The organism is Catenuloplanes sp. NPDC051500 (genome assembly GCF_044454585.1).
Lineage (GTDB): Bacteria > Actinomycetota > Actinomycetes > Mycobacteriales > Micromonosporaceae > Catenuloplanes.
In genome coordinates this window covers 178,477-192,708 of record NZ_JBITDX010000001.1, presented here as the reverse complement: position 1 = coordinate 192,708, position 14,232 = coordinate 178,477, and the positions used below count along the sequence as shown (strand labels likewise).

Genomic DNA, 14,232 nt, shown 5'->3' with positions numbered 1-14,232 from the left:
TGTGTCCATGCGCGCCCGACCCGTCGCCGGCGGCGGCCGCCAGGTCGAGGTGGTGCCCGGCCGGCTCGCCCGCTGGCTCGACAACTTCACCGCCAGACACGGTCAACCCCTCACAAGCATGCGGGGGTACGCCGTGCGCCTCGAAGCCCCGGACGGCGCGGTCGCCGAGCTGCACGCCCCGCCCGGCGCACCGGAGGCCGCGGACCCGGAGGCGTTCCTGGCCGCCGCGGTCGCGCCCCGCCCGCTCGGCCTGCTGCTGGCCCGGAAGTCAGCTGTCGCGGTCGGCTACGCGGTGGGTGACGAGCTGCGCGAGTCGAAGGTCGACACCAGCTACGTGCAGTCGCGTACCGCGGCGGGTGGCTGGTCGCAGCAGCGCTTCGCCCGGCGGCGGGACAACCAGGCGAAGGCGGCGGCCGGCGACGCGGTCGACATCGTGCTGCGCCTGCTGGTGCCCCGGGCCGCGGAGCTGTCCGCGCTGGTGACCGGCGGCGACCGGAAGACGATCGAGACGATCCTGTCCGACCGCCGGCTGGAGCCGCTGCTCGCGTTGCGTGCGGAGCGCTTCCTGGACGTGCCCGAGCCCCGGCACGCGGTGCTTGTCGCCGCGCTGCCCGAGGCCCGGGCGGTAACGATCCTGCTGACCGATTAGGCGTGCGAGGCCCAGGTCAGATGGCGCTGCCGAACGTGTCGCACGACTTCGGGTTGCCGCTGTCGTAGCCGGTGCGGAACCACTTCTGCCGGTCCGCGGACGAGCCGTGGGTGAACGCGGCCTCGTCGACCGGGTTGCCTGACTTCTTCTGCAGCGTGTCGTCGCCGATCGCGGCCGCGGTGTCCAGACCCTCCTGGATGTCCTTGTCCGTGATGCTCGTGAAGATCTTCTGCCCGCTCGCGTCGTCGGTGCCGGTCGCGTTCTTCGCCCAGGCGCCCGCGTAGCAGTCGGCCTGCAGCTCGAGCATCACGGACAGCTTGTTCTGCGCGCCCGGGTCGCGCTCCTGGGCGCGGCGCATCTCCGCCTCCGTGCCGAGCAGGTCCTGGACATGGTGGCCGTACTCGTGGGCGAGCACGTACGGCTGGGCGAACTCGCCGGGCGCGCCGAGCTGGTCCGCGAGCTGCTTGTAGAACGAGAGGTCGATGTAGACCAGGTCGTCCGCGGGGCAGTAGAACGGCCCGACGCCGGAGTCCGCGTTGCCGCACCCGGTGCTGACGGCCTGCTCGAAGAAGACCGTGTCCGCCGCCGTGTACTGGTCGCCGAACTGCTGGGGCAGCGCGTCCTTCCAGTAGTCCTGGATCGAGTTCACGTAGAGCGCGTTGCGGCAGTCGAGCTTGTCGAGCTTGTCCGCCCCGCTGCACTCCTGGGACAGCGACTCACCGGAGCCGCCGCCGGAGCTGTCCGCGCCGCCGCCAAGCGAGTTGAGGCCGACGCCGCCGCCGATGAGCGAGATCACCAGAAAGACCGCGAATCCGATCCAGGCGCCCTTGCCGCCGCCGATCGGAATCGGAATGCCGGACAGACCGCCGCCACCGCCGCCGCTGCCTCGCCGGTCGGTCACCTGGTCGGCGTCGACCTGTGCGTTTTCGTTGAGCTCCATCGCCCGACTCCACTCATCGATCAGGGGTTGGCCTCGACGTACCCGTTGATCTTGGAAATCAATCCGGAGCAGTGCGCGTTGAGCGGTCGGTACACTGAAGGTTGGTGCTCCGCCTCGGCGGAGCTTCTCACTGTTCCGGGTCAGCCCGGTTTTTCTGCGCCGGGTTCGGCCCGGTCCGGATCTCCATCGAGAGCGAGTCACCGCATGATCACCGCCACCGGCCTGGAGCTGCGCGCCGGGTCTCGAATTCTTCTTTCCGAGGCGAATCTGCGGATTCAGCCCGGCGACCGGATCGGCCTGGTCGGCCGCAACGGGGCCGGCAAGACCACATCGCTCAAGGTGCTGGCCGGCGAGGGCCAGCCGTACGCCGGGAAGGTCGAACGCCGCGGCGAGGCAGGCTACCTGCCACAGGACCCCCGCACCGGCGACCTCGGTGTCACCGCCCGCGACCGGGTGCTCTCCGCCCGCGGGCTGGACGCGCTCCTCCGCGAGATGAACGAGTTGCAGGAGAAGCTCGCGTACGACACGGACGACCGCCTGATCCGCAGGTACGGCACGCTCGAGGACCAGTTCGCAGGCCTCGGCGGTTACGCGGCCGAGGCCGAGGCGGCCCGGATCTGTGCGAACCTCGGGCTCGAGGACCGCATCCTGGCGCAGACGATCGGCACGCTCTCCGGCGGTCAGCGCCGCCGGATCGAGCTGGCCCGGATTCTGTTCCGGGACGCCGGCGACAGCGGCATCCTGCTTCTCGACGAGCCGACGAACCACCTGGACGCCGACTCGATCAACTGGCTGAAGAGCTTCCTCTCCGCGCACAAGGGCGGGCTCGTGGTGATCTCCCACGACGGCGCGCTGCTGGAGGCCGTGGTCAACAAGGTCTGGTACCTGGACGCCACCCGGTCCGTCGTCGACCAGTACAACCTGGGCTGGAAGGCGTACCTGGAGCAGCGCGAGACGGACGAGCGCCGCCGTAAGCGCGAGCGGGCCAACGCGGAGAAGAAGGCCGGCGCGCTGTTCGCCCAGGCGGACAAGATGCGGGCCAAGGCCACCAAGACCGTCGCCGCGCAGAACATGGCGAAGCGCGCGGAGCGGCTGCTCGGCGGTCTGGAGGAGGTGCGCTCCGCCGACCGGGTGGCGAAGGTGCGCTTCCCCGCGCCGGTGCCGTGCGGCAAGACGCCGCTCACCGCGTCGAACCTGTCGAAGTCGTACGGCTCGCTGGAGATCTTCACGGATGTGAACGTGGCGGTCGACCGCGGCTCCCGGGTCGCGATCCTCGGGCTGAACGGCGCCGGCAAGACCACGCTGCTGCGGATGCTCGGCGGGCTGCTGCGGTCGGACACCGGCTCGGTGAACCCCGGGCACGGCCTGCGCCTCGGCTACTACGCCCAGGAGCACGAGACGCTTGACGTGGACCGCACGATTCTTGAGCACATGCGCAGCGCCTCGGGCGATCAGAACGACACCGAGCTGCGGAAGATCCTCGGCGCGTTCCTGTTCACCGGCGACGACGTGAACAAGCCGGCCGGCGTGCTCTCCGGTGGCGAGAAGACCCGCCTGGCGCTTGCCACGCTCGTCTGCTCGGGGGCGAACGTGCTGCTTCTCGACGAGCCCACGAACAACCTCGACCCGGCCAGTCGTGAACAGGTGCTGGACGCGATCGCGAACTACCCCGGCGCCATCGTGCTGGTGACCCACGATCCGGGTTGTGTGCTGGCGCTGAAGCCGGACCGCGCGATCCTTCTGCCGGACGGTGACGAGGACGCGTGGAGCGACGACCTGCTTGAGCTTGTCGAACTCGCCTGACCGGCAGCTAATCCCATGTTTTGCAGATCCCGCGCATGGAATTAGCGCCGAAAGTTTCAGTGACGGTAGGTATTGACGCCTTCTGGTGCCGGCGGCGACACGGGAGTGTGAAAATCTTGGCACACTCCGTGCCGCCCCCGATGTACGGCCGACGATGCCCCTCCCGACCGGTCATGCCAAGAATGCGCAGGTACAAGCCGATAGGCCGCTAACGAGCCAGCTCAGGAAGCGACTCGGCCGCCGCGCTCGCCGCCGGACACCGCCATGCGTGTCGGTTGGCGAACGAATGGTATCTGGCGCATGATCGTTCGAGGCGGTCTAATAGGTGGGACCGCATCGAACCGCACAGTCTGGGACGTGAGGATTCAACATGGCAGCCACTGGCACAGCCACCAGCACTGAGAAAGGTCGCCGAATTGTTGGGGCAGAGCGGCAGACGCTCGCCAAGGACCTCGTAAAGCGGTATACCTCGGGGGAAAGCATCCGCGCCTTGGCGGCCTCGACCGGCCGTTCCTACGGTTTCGTGCACCGTGTTCTGACCGAAAGCGGCGTTCAACTGCGCCAGCGCGGCGGCGCGCGCCGTCGCAAGAAGGCGTGAGGCCAGCAATCGCCGGCAAACAGTACGCGCGTCCGGGATCCCCCCGATGAATTCAGATAGTGGCGTGCGGCTTGAATGCGACGGGCCGGTGGCGACGGTGACGTTGTGCCGGCCCGACGTGCTCAATGCACAGACTCCCGAAATGTGGCGGACTCTTCGCAATTTCTCCCGCGAACTCACCGGCGACGTCCGGGTTGTTCTCGTCAAGGGTGAAGGACGCGCATTCTCCGCAGGCCTCGACCGTGCCGTGCTCACCGGCACCGACTTCACCGACCTCGCCGCTCTGCCCGACGATGAGGCCGTCGACCGGATCGCGTTCTTCCAGGACGCTTTCACCTGGCTGCGCCGCCCGGACCTGATCACCATCGCCGCGGTGCAGGGTCACGCGATCGGCGCCGGTTTCCAGCTCGCGCTCAACTGCGATCTGCGCATCCTTGCTGATGACGCCAAACTGACCATGGCCGAGGTGACGCTCGGCCTCGTGCCCGACCTCGGCGGCACCAAGCGCCTTGTCGAACTTGTCGGGTACGCCCGCGCGCTGGAGATCTGCACGACCGCCCGCCGCATCCCCGCCCCCGAGGCCGCGGCGCTCGGCCTGGCGAACCTTGTCGTACCGCTCGCGGACCTCGACTCGGCCGCCCGTGACCTGGCCGCCGCGGTCCTGTCGAGCAACCGCGACGCGGTCATCGAGATCAAGGCGCTGCTGAGCGGCGCCGCCGACCGCTCCTATGCCGAGGCCGACCGTGCCGAGCGTGAGGCCCAGGTCAGGCGCCTGAGGGAGCTGTTCCAGGAGCGGCGTTAGGCTTGGCGGCCTGATGAACAACATGCGGGGAATGCCCGGGGGTCCCGGGAGCATGGGCGGCTGGTCGACGCTGCGGTCGCTCGACAACGAGAAGAAGCTGGCCGGGCGCAGGGTCGACTGGAAGATCACCAGGCGGGTGCTGCGCTTCGCCACCCCGTACCGCCGCGATATTTTGATCTTCCTGGTCGCGGTGGTGATCTCGGCGGTTCTCGGCGTCGCCACGCCCGTGCTGGCCGGCGACGTGGTCAACGAGATCACCGAGGGCGGTCCGGAGGCGGCCCGCACGATCGTCCTGATCGCGGTCGCCATCGCCGGCATCGCGCTCGCGGACTCGCTGCTCTCGCTCGGTCAGCGCTGGTACTCCGCCCGGGTCGGCGAGAGCATCATCCTCGACCTGCGCACCAAGGTCTTCGACCACGTGCAGCGCCAGCCGCTTGCCTTCTTCACCCGCACCCAGACCGGAGCGCTGGTCAGCCGCCTCAACAACGACGTGATCGGCGCGCAACAGGCGTTCACGTCCACGCTCTCCGGCGTGGTCAGCAACGCGATCCAGCTCGCGCTCACGGCGGGCGTCATGTTCACGCTGTCCTGGCAGATCACGCTGCTGTCGCTGATCATGCTGCCGGTCTTCATCATCCCGGCCCGGCGCGTCGGGCGGCGGCTCGCGGAGATCACCCGGGAGTCGTACGAGCTGAGCGCGTCCATGCAGGCCACCATGGTCGAGCGCTTCGGGGTGGCCGGCGCGCTGCTGGTCAAGCTGTTCGGCGACCCGGTGGCGGAGGCGCGGAAGTTCGAGGCCAAGGCGCGGCGGGTGAAGGACATCGGCATCCGGCAGGCGATCTACTCGCGCACGTTCTTCGTGGCCATGCTGCTTGTCGCGTCGCTCGCCCAGGCGCTCACCTACGGCCTCGGCGGCTGGCTCGCGGTCAACGGCGCGGTCAGCGCCGGCACCGTCGTCACGCTAGCGCTGCTGCTCACCCGGCTCTACGGCCCGCTGACCGCGTTGTCGAACGTCCGGGTCGACGTGATGAGCGCGCTCGTCAGCTTCGAGCGCGTCTTCGAGGTGCTCGACCTGCACCCGGCCATCGCGGAGCGCGCCGACGCGGTGACCCTGTCCCGGACCGACGCGCGGGTTGTCTTCGACGACGTGACGTTCCGGTACCCGACCGCGGCGGAGACCTCGCTCGCGTCGCTTGAGGACGTGGCAGTGCTGGACCGCACCGAGTCCCCGCCGGTGCTTCGCGGCGTCTCGTTCACGGTCGAGCCGGGCAGCCTGGTGGCGCTGGTCGGGCCGTCCGGCGCGGGCAAGTCGACCACCGCGATGCTGCTGTCCCGCGTCTACGACGTCACCGAGGGCGCGATCACCATCGGCGGGACTGACGTGCGCGACGCGCGGCTGACCTCGCTTCGCGACACGGTCGGCGTGGTCACCCAGGACGCGCACCTGTTCCACGAGACGATCGCGGAGAACCTGAGGTACGCGCGCCCGGCCGCGACCGACGCCGAGCTGTGGGCCGCGCTTGACGCGGCCAGGGTGTCGGACGTGGTGTGCGCGCTTCCGGACGGGCTGGACACCGTGGTGGGGGAGCGCGGCTACCGGTTCTCCGGCGGCGAGAAGCAGCGGATCGCGATCGCCCGGCTGCTGCTCAAGGCACCGGCCGTGGTGCTTCTCGACGAGGCCACCGCGCACCTGGACTCGGAGAGCGAGGCGGCGGTGCAGGCCGCGCTCACCGCGGCGCTGGCCGGGCGTACCGCGCTTGTCATCGCGCACCGGCTGTCGACAATCCGGGCGGCGGACCAGATCCTGGTGATGGACCACGGCCGGATCGTCGAGCGCGGCACGCACGAGTCGCTGCTTGGCGCGGGCGGGCTCTACGCGGACCTCTACCGCACGCAGTTCGCGCCCGCGTAGCGGCTCAGGCGTAGGCCCGCGTAGCGGCTCAGGCGTACGTGTCGAGCCGCCCGGGCGGCGCGGTAGGTGTCACCTGCTGCTGATCCTTCGCGACCGTGGCCCGGTCGGCCGAGAGCGTCTTCTCGTCCGCCTTCGCGGCCCGGTCCGCCGCCAGTTGCTGCTGGTCCTTCTGCAACTGCGCGCGGGCGCCGGTCAGCTCGCTCGGCGAGGAGGGGACGGAACCGATGGACATGGGTCTGGCCTTTCTCGAGGACGACGGGACACCATGCCCATCGTCCGCGCCCGGGGCCGGTCCGCGCGCCCCAACCTCAGAGTTCGTGCGCGACCCAGCCGGGCGTGTCGAGCCGGATCGGGCTCGCGCCGACCAGCTCGGTCAGGTGCCGCTCAAGCGTCTCCAGCTCGGCGGTGCCGATCTGCCGGGCCCACTGCGCGCGCAGCGCCTCGAAGATCGCCTCGCCCTCGCTCATCACCTGGAAGCCGAGCGGCGTGACCTCAAGGCGCTTGCGGCGGGCGTCGGCCGGGTCGGGCCCGCGGGTGACGTAGCCGCGCTCCTGCAGCACCACGATGATCTTCGCGGCGGACTGCTTGGTGATCGAGAGGCGGCGGCCCAGCTCGGACGCGCTGTCCGCGCCGGCCGCGATCGCGCGCATCGCAAACTCGTGCACCGGCCGCACGTCCTCGTGGCCGCGGGCGGCCAGCTCGGCGAGGGCGGCGTCCACCAGGGTGCGGAAGCCGCCGAGCAGCAGGAGTGCGAGATCGGAGCCGGAACGGGACATGCGAAGAGGCTAACCGGCGGCCGCGGCGCGCAGTTTCCCGAACTCCTCGATCAGGCGCGGCAGCTGGTAGGACGCGTTGAGGCCGCTCGGGTTCGGCAGGATCCAGATGCCTGTGTCGCCGATCCGGTCCGGCTGCGGGCCGATCGTCGCCTTCGGGCGGGCGAACGCGGTGCGGTAGGCACCGATGCCCAGCACGGCCAGCCAGGCCGGCTTGAACGTGATCACCCGCTCGGCAAGTGCCGCCCCGCCGGCCGCAAGCTCGTCCGCGGTCAGCTCGTCCGCCCGGGCCGAAGCGCGCGGCGCCAGGTTCGTGATCCCCAGCCCGTACCCCGGAAGGCGGTCTTGATCTGCGGGTTTGAGCCGTTCAGGGGTGAAGCCGGCGCCGTGCAGAGCGGGCCAGAACCGGTTGCCGGGCCGGGCGAAGTGGTGTCCGGTCGCGGCGGACCAGAGCCCCGGGTTGATGCCGCAGAAGAGCACCCGCAGCCCGGGCGCGATCACGTCCGGAATGACGTTGCCGGACGCGGCCTGGAGTTCAGAAGCCGTGAAGCCCATCAGGGGGTACGCATCGCGCCGCCGTCGACAGGCAACGCGAGCCCGGTGAGGAAGCTCGCGGCGGGGGAGAGCACGAACGCGGCGACGCGGCCGAACTCCTCCGGGGTGCCGACGCGCCGTAGCGGGATCGCGTTCGCGGACTTCGCCTCCTCGGCGGCCGGGTCGGCGCTCGACGCGAACAACTGGCGGAGCCGGTCGGTGAGAATGCGGCCGGGCAACAGGCTCAGCACCCGGATGCCACGCGGGCCCAGCTCGTCGGCCATCTCCTTGGCGACCATGGCGAGGCCCGGGCGCAGGCCGTTGGAGATGCCGAGCCCGCTGATCGGTGACCGGACCGAGTTGGACGCCACGAACGCGATCGCGCCGCCCTCGGTCAGCGCGCCGGCCACGGTCCTGGCCGTGCGCACCGCGCCCAGGAAGACGGTCTCGAACGACGCCCGCCACAGCTCGTCGGTGATCTCAAGTGAGCCGCCCAGCGGCGGGCCGCCGACCGAGATCAGCGCGCCGTCGATCCGGCCGAAGCGGGTGGTGGCCGCGTCGACAAGCGCTTGGGCCGCGGCCGGGTCGGCGAGATCGACGGCCAGGCCGTGCGCGTGATCGCCCAGCCGGGAGACCGCGTCGTTCACCGCGTCCGCGTCCCGGGCGGAGATGACCACCCGGGCGCCGTCCGCGACGAGCGCGGCAGCGGTGGCGAAGCCGAGCCCGCGAGAGGCGCCGGTGAGCACGTAGACACGACCGTCCAGACCGAGATCCATGGGTGTCATCCTACTCACGGGCGGGTTACAAGCCGTACGTACGGATTGCACTTTGACTGCGCTGCGTGACACGATCGATCGCGTGCCAAGGGTAAGCCAGGATCAGCTCGACGCGCGCCGCCAGGAGATTCTCTCAGCCGCGCGCGCCTGCTTCGCCCGGCACGGATACGAGGGCGCCACAGTCCGTCGCCTGGAAGAGGCCACCGGGCTTTCCCGGGGCGCGATCTTCCACCACTTCCGGGACAAGGACTCGCTGTTCCTCGCGGTCGCGGAGGACGACGCGGCCGCCATGGTCAGCACGGTCGCGGAGAACGGACTCGTCCAGGTGATGCGCGATCTGCTCGCCCGCGCCGCGTCGCCGGACACGGCCGGCTGGCTCGGCAGTCAGCTGGAGGTGTCCCGGCGGCTGCGCACCGACCCGGACTTCGCGTCCCGGTGGGCGCAGCGGCAGGCCGCGATCGAGGAGGCCACCCGCGAGCGCCTCGGCCGGCTGCGCGACGCCGGGAAGCTGCGCGACGACGTACCGCTTGACGTGCTCGCGGAGTTCCTTGAGCTCGCCTACGACGGGCTTGTGCTGCACCTGGCGATGGGGCGGCCGGCGGGCTCGCTCAGCAGGGTGCTCGACGTGGTCGAGGAAGCGGTCCGGCACCCGTAACGATTGCCGGCACGATCCGGGGAGATCACCCGCTGGCGTTCGTGCAGCACAATGACGGCATGAACGCGCCAATGGCATCGGGCGACACCTGGGGGATCCCGGGGCCGACCTTCCTCGCGCTGTACCTCGGGGCGATCGCCGTCGCCCTCGTGGTCGTCCTGGTCCGCCGTCACACGATCGCGGGCGGCAAGACCGTCCCGGGTGCGGACCAGCTGACCGCGCAACAGGCCGCCTACCTCACCGGCGGCCCCGACCAGGCCGTCTACTCAGCGATCGCGGCGCTGCGCAGCGCCGGGCTGATCGGCACCGGGCCGGACAAGCGGCCGGTGCCGACCGCGCCGCTGCCGTACGGGGTGCCGCCGCTCGACACCGCCGTCTACCGGGCGATCGAGCTGCACCGCTCGGTGCGCGCCGCCCGCAACGACACCCAGGTCCGCAGCGCGCTCGACGTGCTGCGTACCGATCTGGAACGGCTCGGGCTGGCGTTCAGCGAGGACGACCGCCGCGCCTACCGCAACACGACGCTGCTGCTCACCGCGCTGTTCGCGCTCGGCGTGGCGCGGGGTGCATTCGGGGTGGCAGGTGACAAGCCGGTGATGAACCTGGTGTTCATCCTGGTGATCCTCGGCGTGGTCACGCTGATCCTGCGCTCCCGCAAGCCCTGGATGACCCGCGCCGGGCGGCGCGCGGTCGCCGGGCTGCGCACCCGCTACCAGTACCTGTCGCCGTCCCAGTCGCCGGCGTGGGCGACGTACGGCGCGACAGGCGTGGCGATGGGCGTGGCGCTCTGGGGCACCGCGTCGCTCTACTCCTACGACCCGGCGTTCGCGGCCGAGGCGGAGATCCAGCGGCAGGCCGCGGCGTCCGGCAGCAGCGGCTGGACCGGCAGCGACGGCGGCTCGTCCTGGTCCGGATCGGACGGCGGCAGCAGCGGCTCGGACGGCGGCGGCAGCTCCTGCGGCGGCGGTGGTGGCTGCGGCGGCGGCGGAGGCTGTGGCGGATGACCTCCTTCTACGGCGGAGGCTGTGGCGGATGACCTCCCTCTACGGCGGAGGCGGTGGCATATGACCCCATTCTACGGCGTGGGCATCGGCTGGCGGCCGGAGATCGCCGGCTTCGTCGCCGAGCTGCCCGGCCTGCGGTTCGCCGAGGTGGTGGCGGAGTCGTTACCGCACGCCGGCCCGCCACCGCCCGCGCTCGCCGCGCTGCGCGCCCGCGGCGTGACAGTGGTGCCGCACGGCGTCCGGCTCTCGCTTGGCGGCGCCGAGCCGGTCGACCCGCACCGGCTCGAGCACTTCGCGGCCGCGGCCGAAATGCTCGACGCGCCACTTGTCAGCGAGCACATCGCGTTCGTCCGGGCCGGCGGCGTGGAGGCGGGGCATCTGCTGCCGCTGCCACGCAGCCGGGAGGCGGTCGACGCGGTCGTGGCCAACGTGCGCCGCCTGCGCGCCGCCGTGTCCGTGCCGATCGCGCTGGAGCCGATCGCGGCAGTCTTCGACTGGCCGGACGACGAACTGTCCGAGGCGGACTTCATCACCGAGATCCTGGAACGGTCGGACGCGCTGCTGCTGCTCGACGTGGCAAACGTGTACGCGAACGCGCGCAACCGCGGCACCGACCCGGTGGACCTGCTCGACCGGCTCCCGCTGGAGCGGATCGCCTACTGCCACGTGGCGGGCGGCGACGACCACGACGGCATCTATCACGACACGCACACGGCGGCGACGCCCCAGACGGTGCTCGACCTGATCGGCGAGCTGGTGAAACGGGCCCGGCCGCCCGCCCTGATGCTGGAACGGGACGGCGACTATCCACCGGCGGCGGAGCTGACCGCGGAGCTGTCCTCGATCGCGGCCGCGGCCGGCTATCCGGACCCGAGCCGTGGGTGACCTCGCCGCCCGGCAGGAAGCGCTGGTCGCGGCGCTGACCAGCGGTGCGCCGATCCCGGACGGCTTCGACGAGCGGCTGGTCGGCGTGGCCCGGAAGGCGCTGCTGCGCAAGCGTGCCGGGGACGTGGCGCGGCACTGGCCGGTGCTGGCGTTCACACTCGGCGATCGCTGGGTACCGGAGTTCGCGGACTGGGCGGCCGGGCGGCCCACAAGCGGCTCGCTTCGCGACGGCTGGGACTTCGCGCGGCAGTGCGGCCCGCTCGGTGCGGCAGCGGCGGACGAGCTGGCCCGGCGGGAGGCGGCCTGGGTCTACGACGGCGCGAAGCCGCCCCGGCCACGGCGTCTGCCGGCGCTTCGGCGTACCCCCGAGTCCGTGATCGTGCAGTTGGGTGGTCGCACGTTCACCCGGCGCCGGGGCGGATACTGACAGATAAACGTGCTGTTTACATGGTGGGACTGGTCGGCCCCCGGACTGCTCAACTAGTGTGCGCGAGTGCCCCTCATGTTGCTGGCGCTAGACAACACCCTCCTCGACCGGGAGGCGGCGTTCCGTGCCTGGGGTGCGAAGTTCCTCGACGAGATCGGGGCGCCCCCCGGGGACCTGGAGTGGCTGGTCTCCATCGACGCCGACGGCCTCACGTCCCGCTGGGACCTCGCCGACTCGATGTTGAACCGGTACCACCTGCGCGCCTCCGCCGTGGACCTGGTCGACGAGCTGGACCTCGGCCTGATGGAGAACACCCGGCTGGACCCGCTTGTCGCGTGCGCGCTGCGGATCGCTGACGACGCCGGCTGGATGCCTGTGGTGGTGAGCAACGGCCCCGCCTACCGGCAGGAGACCATCATCCGCCGCACCGGCCTGGACCGTTACGTCGCCGACTGGGTGATCTCCGAGGCCGCCGGGGTCAGCAAGCCGAACCCGCGGATCTTCACGCTCGCCGCCGAGCGGGTGCGCATGCACCTGGAGGACGCCTGGATCGTCGGCGACAGCCCCGAGGCGGACATCGGCGCCGCCGCCGCGATGGGCCTGCCAAGCGTCTGGCTGCACCGCGGCCGGCGCTGGATGGAGTCGCGCTTCGAACCGACGACAAGCGCTGGTTCGCTCATCCAGGGCCTGTCCGCCGTGCTGGCCGGTGGTCGCGTGGTCCACGGATAAATGGGTTGCGGATCGCGGGCTGGTTCGCAATAGTGATGCTCGCGGCGCCCTGACCAGGGTGATCGTGTGCTTGACCGGGGCGGAGAGCTCTCGGCGGGAGAAGGAGGAGGTGCGAGGAATGGCTGTCATGGTCACGAACTTCGCCATGCCTTTCTTTCTTTTCTCGGTCGAGGAGACCCTAAAGTGTTCGATAGTTCCCGCCGGCGTGGTCGCCGCACATTCGACGACGACGAGTCAAACGATCTGAAGTTCCGCGGTGCCCGCCGTCAAGCGGTCGCCGAAGCCGACCTTCCCGACATCGGCGACCGCTGGTCCACCTGGGAGGCCGCCGACCACGGCCCCGACCCGATCCCCGACTGGGTGGTCACCGAACACGCGGCCGTCGACGACGAACTCGGCATTCTCAAAACCGGAAAAGAAGCCGACGTCCATCTGGTACGCCGTGCCGTCCCGGAAACCGGCCGCTCCGTCCTGCTCGCCGTCAAACGCTACCGGGACGCCGACCACCGCCTCTTCCACCGCGACGCCGGTTACCTGGAAGGGCGCCGCGTGCGCCGCTCCCGCGAGATGCGCGCGATGGAGAACCGCACCTCGTTCGGCCGCCAGATGATCGCCGGACAGTGGGCCGCGGCCGAGTTCGCCGCGCTCTCCCGCCTCTGGCACATCGGCCGCACCATGGGCGGCATCCACGTGCCGTACCCGGTGCAACTGCTCGGCACCGAGCTGATGCTCGAATTCATCGGCGACGACGACGGCCAAGCCGCACCCCGCCTGGCCCAAGCCCGCCCCGAACCCGCCGAACTGCTCGACCTGTGGCGCCAGATGATCGAGGCGCTGACCGTACTGGCCCGCTGCGGCCTGGCCCACGGCGACCTGTCGCCCTACAACATGCTCGTCCACCAGGGCAGGCTGATCCTGATCGACCTGCCGCAGATCGTCGACGTGATCGCCAACCCCCAGGGACGGGAATTCCTGAGCCGCGACGTCAAGGTCGTCTCCGCCTGGTTCGCCGCCCGCGGCCTCCCCGCCGAGCTTGCCGACCCCGACCCGTTGATCTCCACCCTCCTCGACGAGGCGAACCTGCGGTAGGAATAACCCATGGAAGACACGTCAATCCTGAGCAAAATCAACGACCTGGTCGACGAGGAGCACAAGCTGCGCATGCAGCTCGCCTCCGGCGAGATCTCCGCCGCCGAGGAGCACGAGCGCCTCCGTGCCGTCGAGGTCTCCCTCGACCAGTGCTGGGACCTCCTGCGCCGCCGGCGTGCCGCCCGAGAGTTCGGCCAGAACCCGGAGGAGCAGCAGGTCCGCCCCGAGGAGCAGGTCGAGGGCTACATCAACTAGCCCACACCGCCGCCGGCCCTGGCGTGATGTCACGCGCGGGCCGGCGGCGCTTCCTCTCGGCGGCACCGTCATTCACGCCTGACGGACGACCGCGCGTGCCGGGCGTGGCGCGGTTTCGCTCTCGGCATTCGGCCCGGTGCCCGATATATCGTGATAAGGCGCCTGGGCGGCAGGCTGCTCCGGACGGGCCTGAGAACGCAACGCGGGAAATATCGCTGAGTGCCGCAAAAGGTAGATCGACTTTGCTAGTCGATCTACCTTTTGCGGCACTCAGGCTTAATTGGCGCATGGCGCATGGCGCGTGGCGCGTGGCGCGTGGCGCGTGGCGCGTGGCGCGTGGCGCGTGGCGCGTGGCGCGTGGCGCGTGGCGCGTGGCGCGTGGCGCGTGGCGCGTGGCGCGT

Annotated in this window: 16 protein-coding genes and 1 pseudogene; 12 read left to right on the top strand and 5 right to left on the bottom strand. The window is 70.7% G+C overall.

What is annotated here, in order from left to right:
* The first annotated feature begins 7 nt into the window (after window positions 1-7).
* Window positions 8-649 carry an acVLRF1 family peptidyl-tRNA hydrolase gene (locus tag ACIA8K_RS00790; protein WP_396053492.1) on the top strand — a complete coding sequence of 214 codons (642 nt, stop codon included), beginning with the start codon at window positions 8-10 and terminating at the stop codon, window positions 647-649.
* Window positions 650-665: 16 nt separating this feature from the next.
* On the opposite strand, the gene ACIA8K_RS00785 is transcribed toward ACIA8K_RS00790, so the two are convergent.
* Window positions 666-1,589, bottom strand: a complete 924-nt coding sequence (locus tag ACIA8K_RS00785) for a neutral zinc metallopeptidase (protein ID WP_396053491.1) — start codon at window positions 1,587-1,589, stop codon at window positions 666-668.
* 204 nt (window positions 1,590-1,793) lie between these two features.
* Between ACIA8K_RS00785 and ACIA8K_RS00780 the strand changes: the two genes are divergently transcribed.
* From ACIA8K_RS00780 to ACIA8K_RS00765, 4 genes and pseudogenes are all read left to right on the top strand, one after another.
* Window positions 1,794-3,392, top strand: a complete 1,599-nt coding sequence (locus ACIA8K_RS00780) for an ABC-F family ATP-binding cassette domain-containing protein (RefSeq protein ID WP_396053489.1) — start codon at window positions 1,794-1,796, stop codon at window positions 3,390-3,392.
* A 370-nt stretch (window positions 3,393-3,762) separates the two neighbouring features.
* Window positions 3,763-3,990: a helix-turn-helix domain-containing protein gene (locus tag ACIA8K_RS00775; RefSeq protein ID WP_085066491.1), complete on the top strand. Its 228-nt coding sequence runs from the start codon at window positions 3,763-3,765 to the stop codon at window positions 3,988-3,990.
* Between the two features lie 46 nt (window positions 3,991-4,036).
* Entirely contained in the window at window positions 4,037-4,792 is a 756-nt protein-coding gene (locus tag ACIA8K_RS00770) for an enoyl-CoA hydratase/isomerase family protein (protein ID WP_396053486.1), read from the top strand.
* Between the two features lie 31 nt (window positions 4,793-4,823).
* Window positions 4,824-6,701, top strand: a pseudogene (locus ACIA8K_RS00765) (ABC transporter ATP-binding protein); the annotation flags it as partial.
* Between the two features lie 31 nt (window positions 6,702-6,732).
* On the opposite strand, the gene ACIA8K_RS00760 reads toward ACIA8K_RS00765, so the two are convergent.
* From ACIA8K_RS00760 to ACIA8K_RS00745, 4 genes are all read right to left on the bottom strand, one after another.
* Complete coding sequence (locus ACIA8K_RS00760) at window positions 6,733-6,936, bottom strand: hypothetical protein (RefSeq protein ID WP_396053484.1); 204 nt, start codon at window positions 6,934-6,936, stop codon at window positions 6,733-6,735.
* A 76-nt stretch (window positions 6,937-7,012) separates the two neighbouring features.
* On the bottom strand, window positions 7,013-7,480 hold the full coding sequence (locus ACIA8K_RS00755; RefSeq protein WP_396053482.1) for a MarR family winged helix-turn-helix transcriptional regulator: 468 nt from the start codon (window positions 7,478-7,480) through the stop codon (window positions 7,013-7,015).
* A gap of 9 nt (window positions 7,481-7,489) precedes the next feature.
* On the bottom strand, window positions 7,490-8,032 hold the full coding sequence (gene mug / locus ACIA8K_RS00750; protein WP_396053481.1) for a G/U mismatch-specific DNA glycosylase: 543 nt from the start codon (window positions 8,030-8,032) through the stop codon (window positions 7,490-7,492).
* Window positions 8,032-8,787, bottom strand: a complete 756-nt coding sequence (locus ACIA8K_RS00745) for an SDR family oxidoreductase (RefSeq protein ID WP_396053479.1) — start codon at window positions 8,785-8,787, stop codon at window positions 8,032-8,034. Before ACIA8K_RS00745 ends, mug begins: the two co-directional genes overlap by 1 nt.
* 82 nt (window positions 8,788-8,869) lie before the next feature.
* On the opposite strand from ACIA8K_RS00745, the gene ACIA8K_RS00740 reads away from it, so the two are divergent.
* The 7 genes from ACIA8K_RS00740 (at window position 8,870) to ACIA8K_RS00710 (ending at window position 13,831) form a co-directional block, all read left to right on the top strand.
* Window positions 8,870-9,442 carry a TetR/AcrR family transcriptional regulator gene (locus ACIA8K_RS00740; protein WP_396053477.1) on the top strand — a complete coding sequence of 191 codons (573 nt, stop codon included), beginning with the start codon at window positions 8,870-8,872 and terminating at the stop codon, window positions 9,440-9,442.
* A 59-nt stretch (window positions 9,443-9,501) separates the two neighbouring features.
* The gene (locus ACIA8K_RS00735) at window positions 9,502-10,446 is read left to right on the top strand and encodes a TIGR04222 domain-containing membrane protein (RefSeq protein ID WP_396053475.1); all 945 of its coding nucleotides are present in this window, start codon (window positions 9,502-9,504) and stop codon (window positions 10,444-10,446) included.
* A gap of 60 nt (window positions 10,447-10,506) precedes the next feature.
* The gene (locus tag ACIA8K_RS00730) at window positions 10,507-11,331 is read left to right on the top strand and encodes a DUF692 domain-containing protein (RefSeq protein WP_396053473.1); all 825 of its coding nucleotides are present in this window, start codon (window positions 10,507-10,509) and stop codon (window positions 11,329-11,331) included.
* Window positions 11,324-11,758 (top strand): hypothetical protein, encoded by a 435-nt coding sequence (locus ACIA8K_RS00725; RefSeq protein ID WP_396053471.1) that lies wholly within the window; start codon window positions 11,324-11,326, stop codon window positions 11,756-11,758. The genes ACIA8K_RS00730 and ACIA8K_RS00725 overlap by 8 nt, the downstream gene beginning before the upstream one ends.
* A 66-nt stretch (window positions 11,759-11,824) precedes the next feature.
* A complete protein-coding gene (locus tag ACIA8K_RS00720; RefSeq protein WP_396053469.1) occupies window positions 11,825-12,487 on the top strand; it encodes an HAD family hydrolase in 663 nt (220 codons plus the stop codon).
* Window positions 12,488-12,670: 183 nt separating this feature from the next.
* The gene (locus ACIA8K_RS00715; protein ID WP_396053467.1) at window positions 12,671-13,576 is read left to right on the top strand and encodes a serine protein kinase RIO; all 906 of its coding nucleotides are present in this window, start codon (window positions 12,671-12,673) and stop codon (window positions 13,574-13,576) included.
* Window positions 13,577-13,585: 9 nt separating this feature from the next.
* Window positions 13,586-13,831, top strand: coding sequence for a DUF2630 family protein (locus tag ACIA8K_RS00710; RefSeq protein WP_396053465.1), 246 nt, complete (start codon window positions 13,586-13,588; stop codon window positions 13,829-13,831).
* Window positions 13,832-14,232 lie beyond the last annotated feature (401 nt).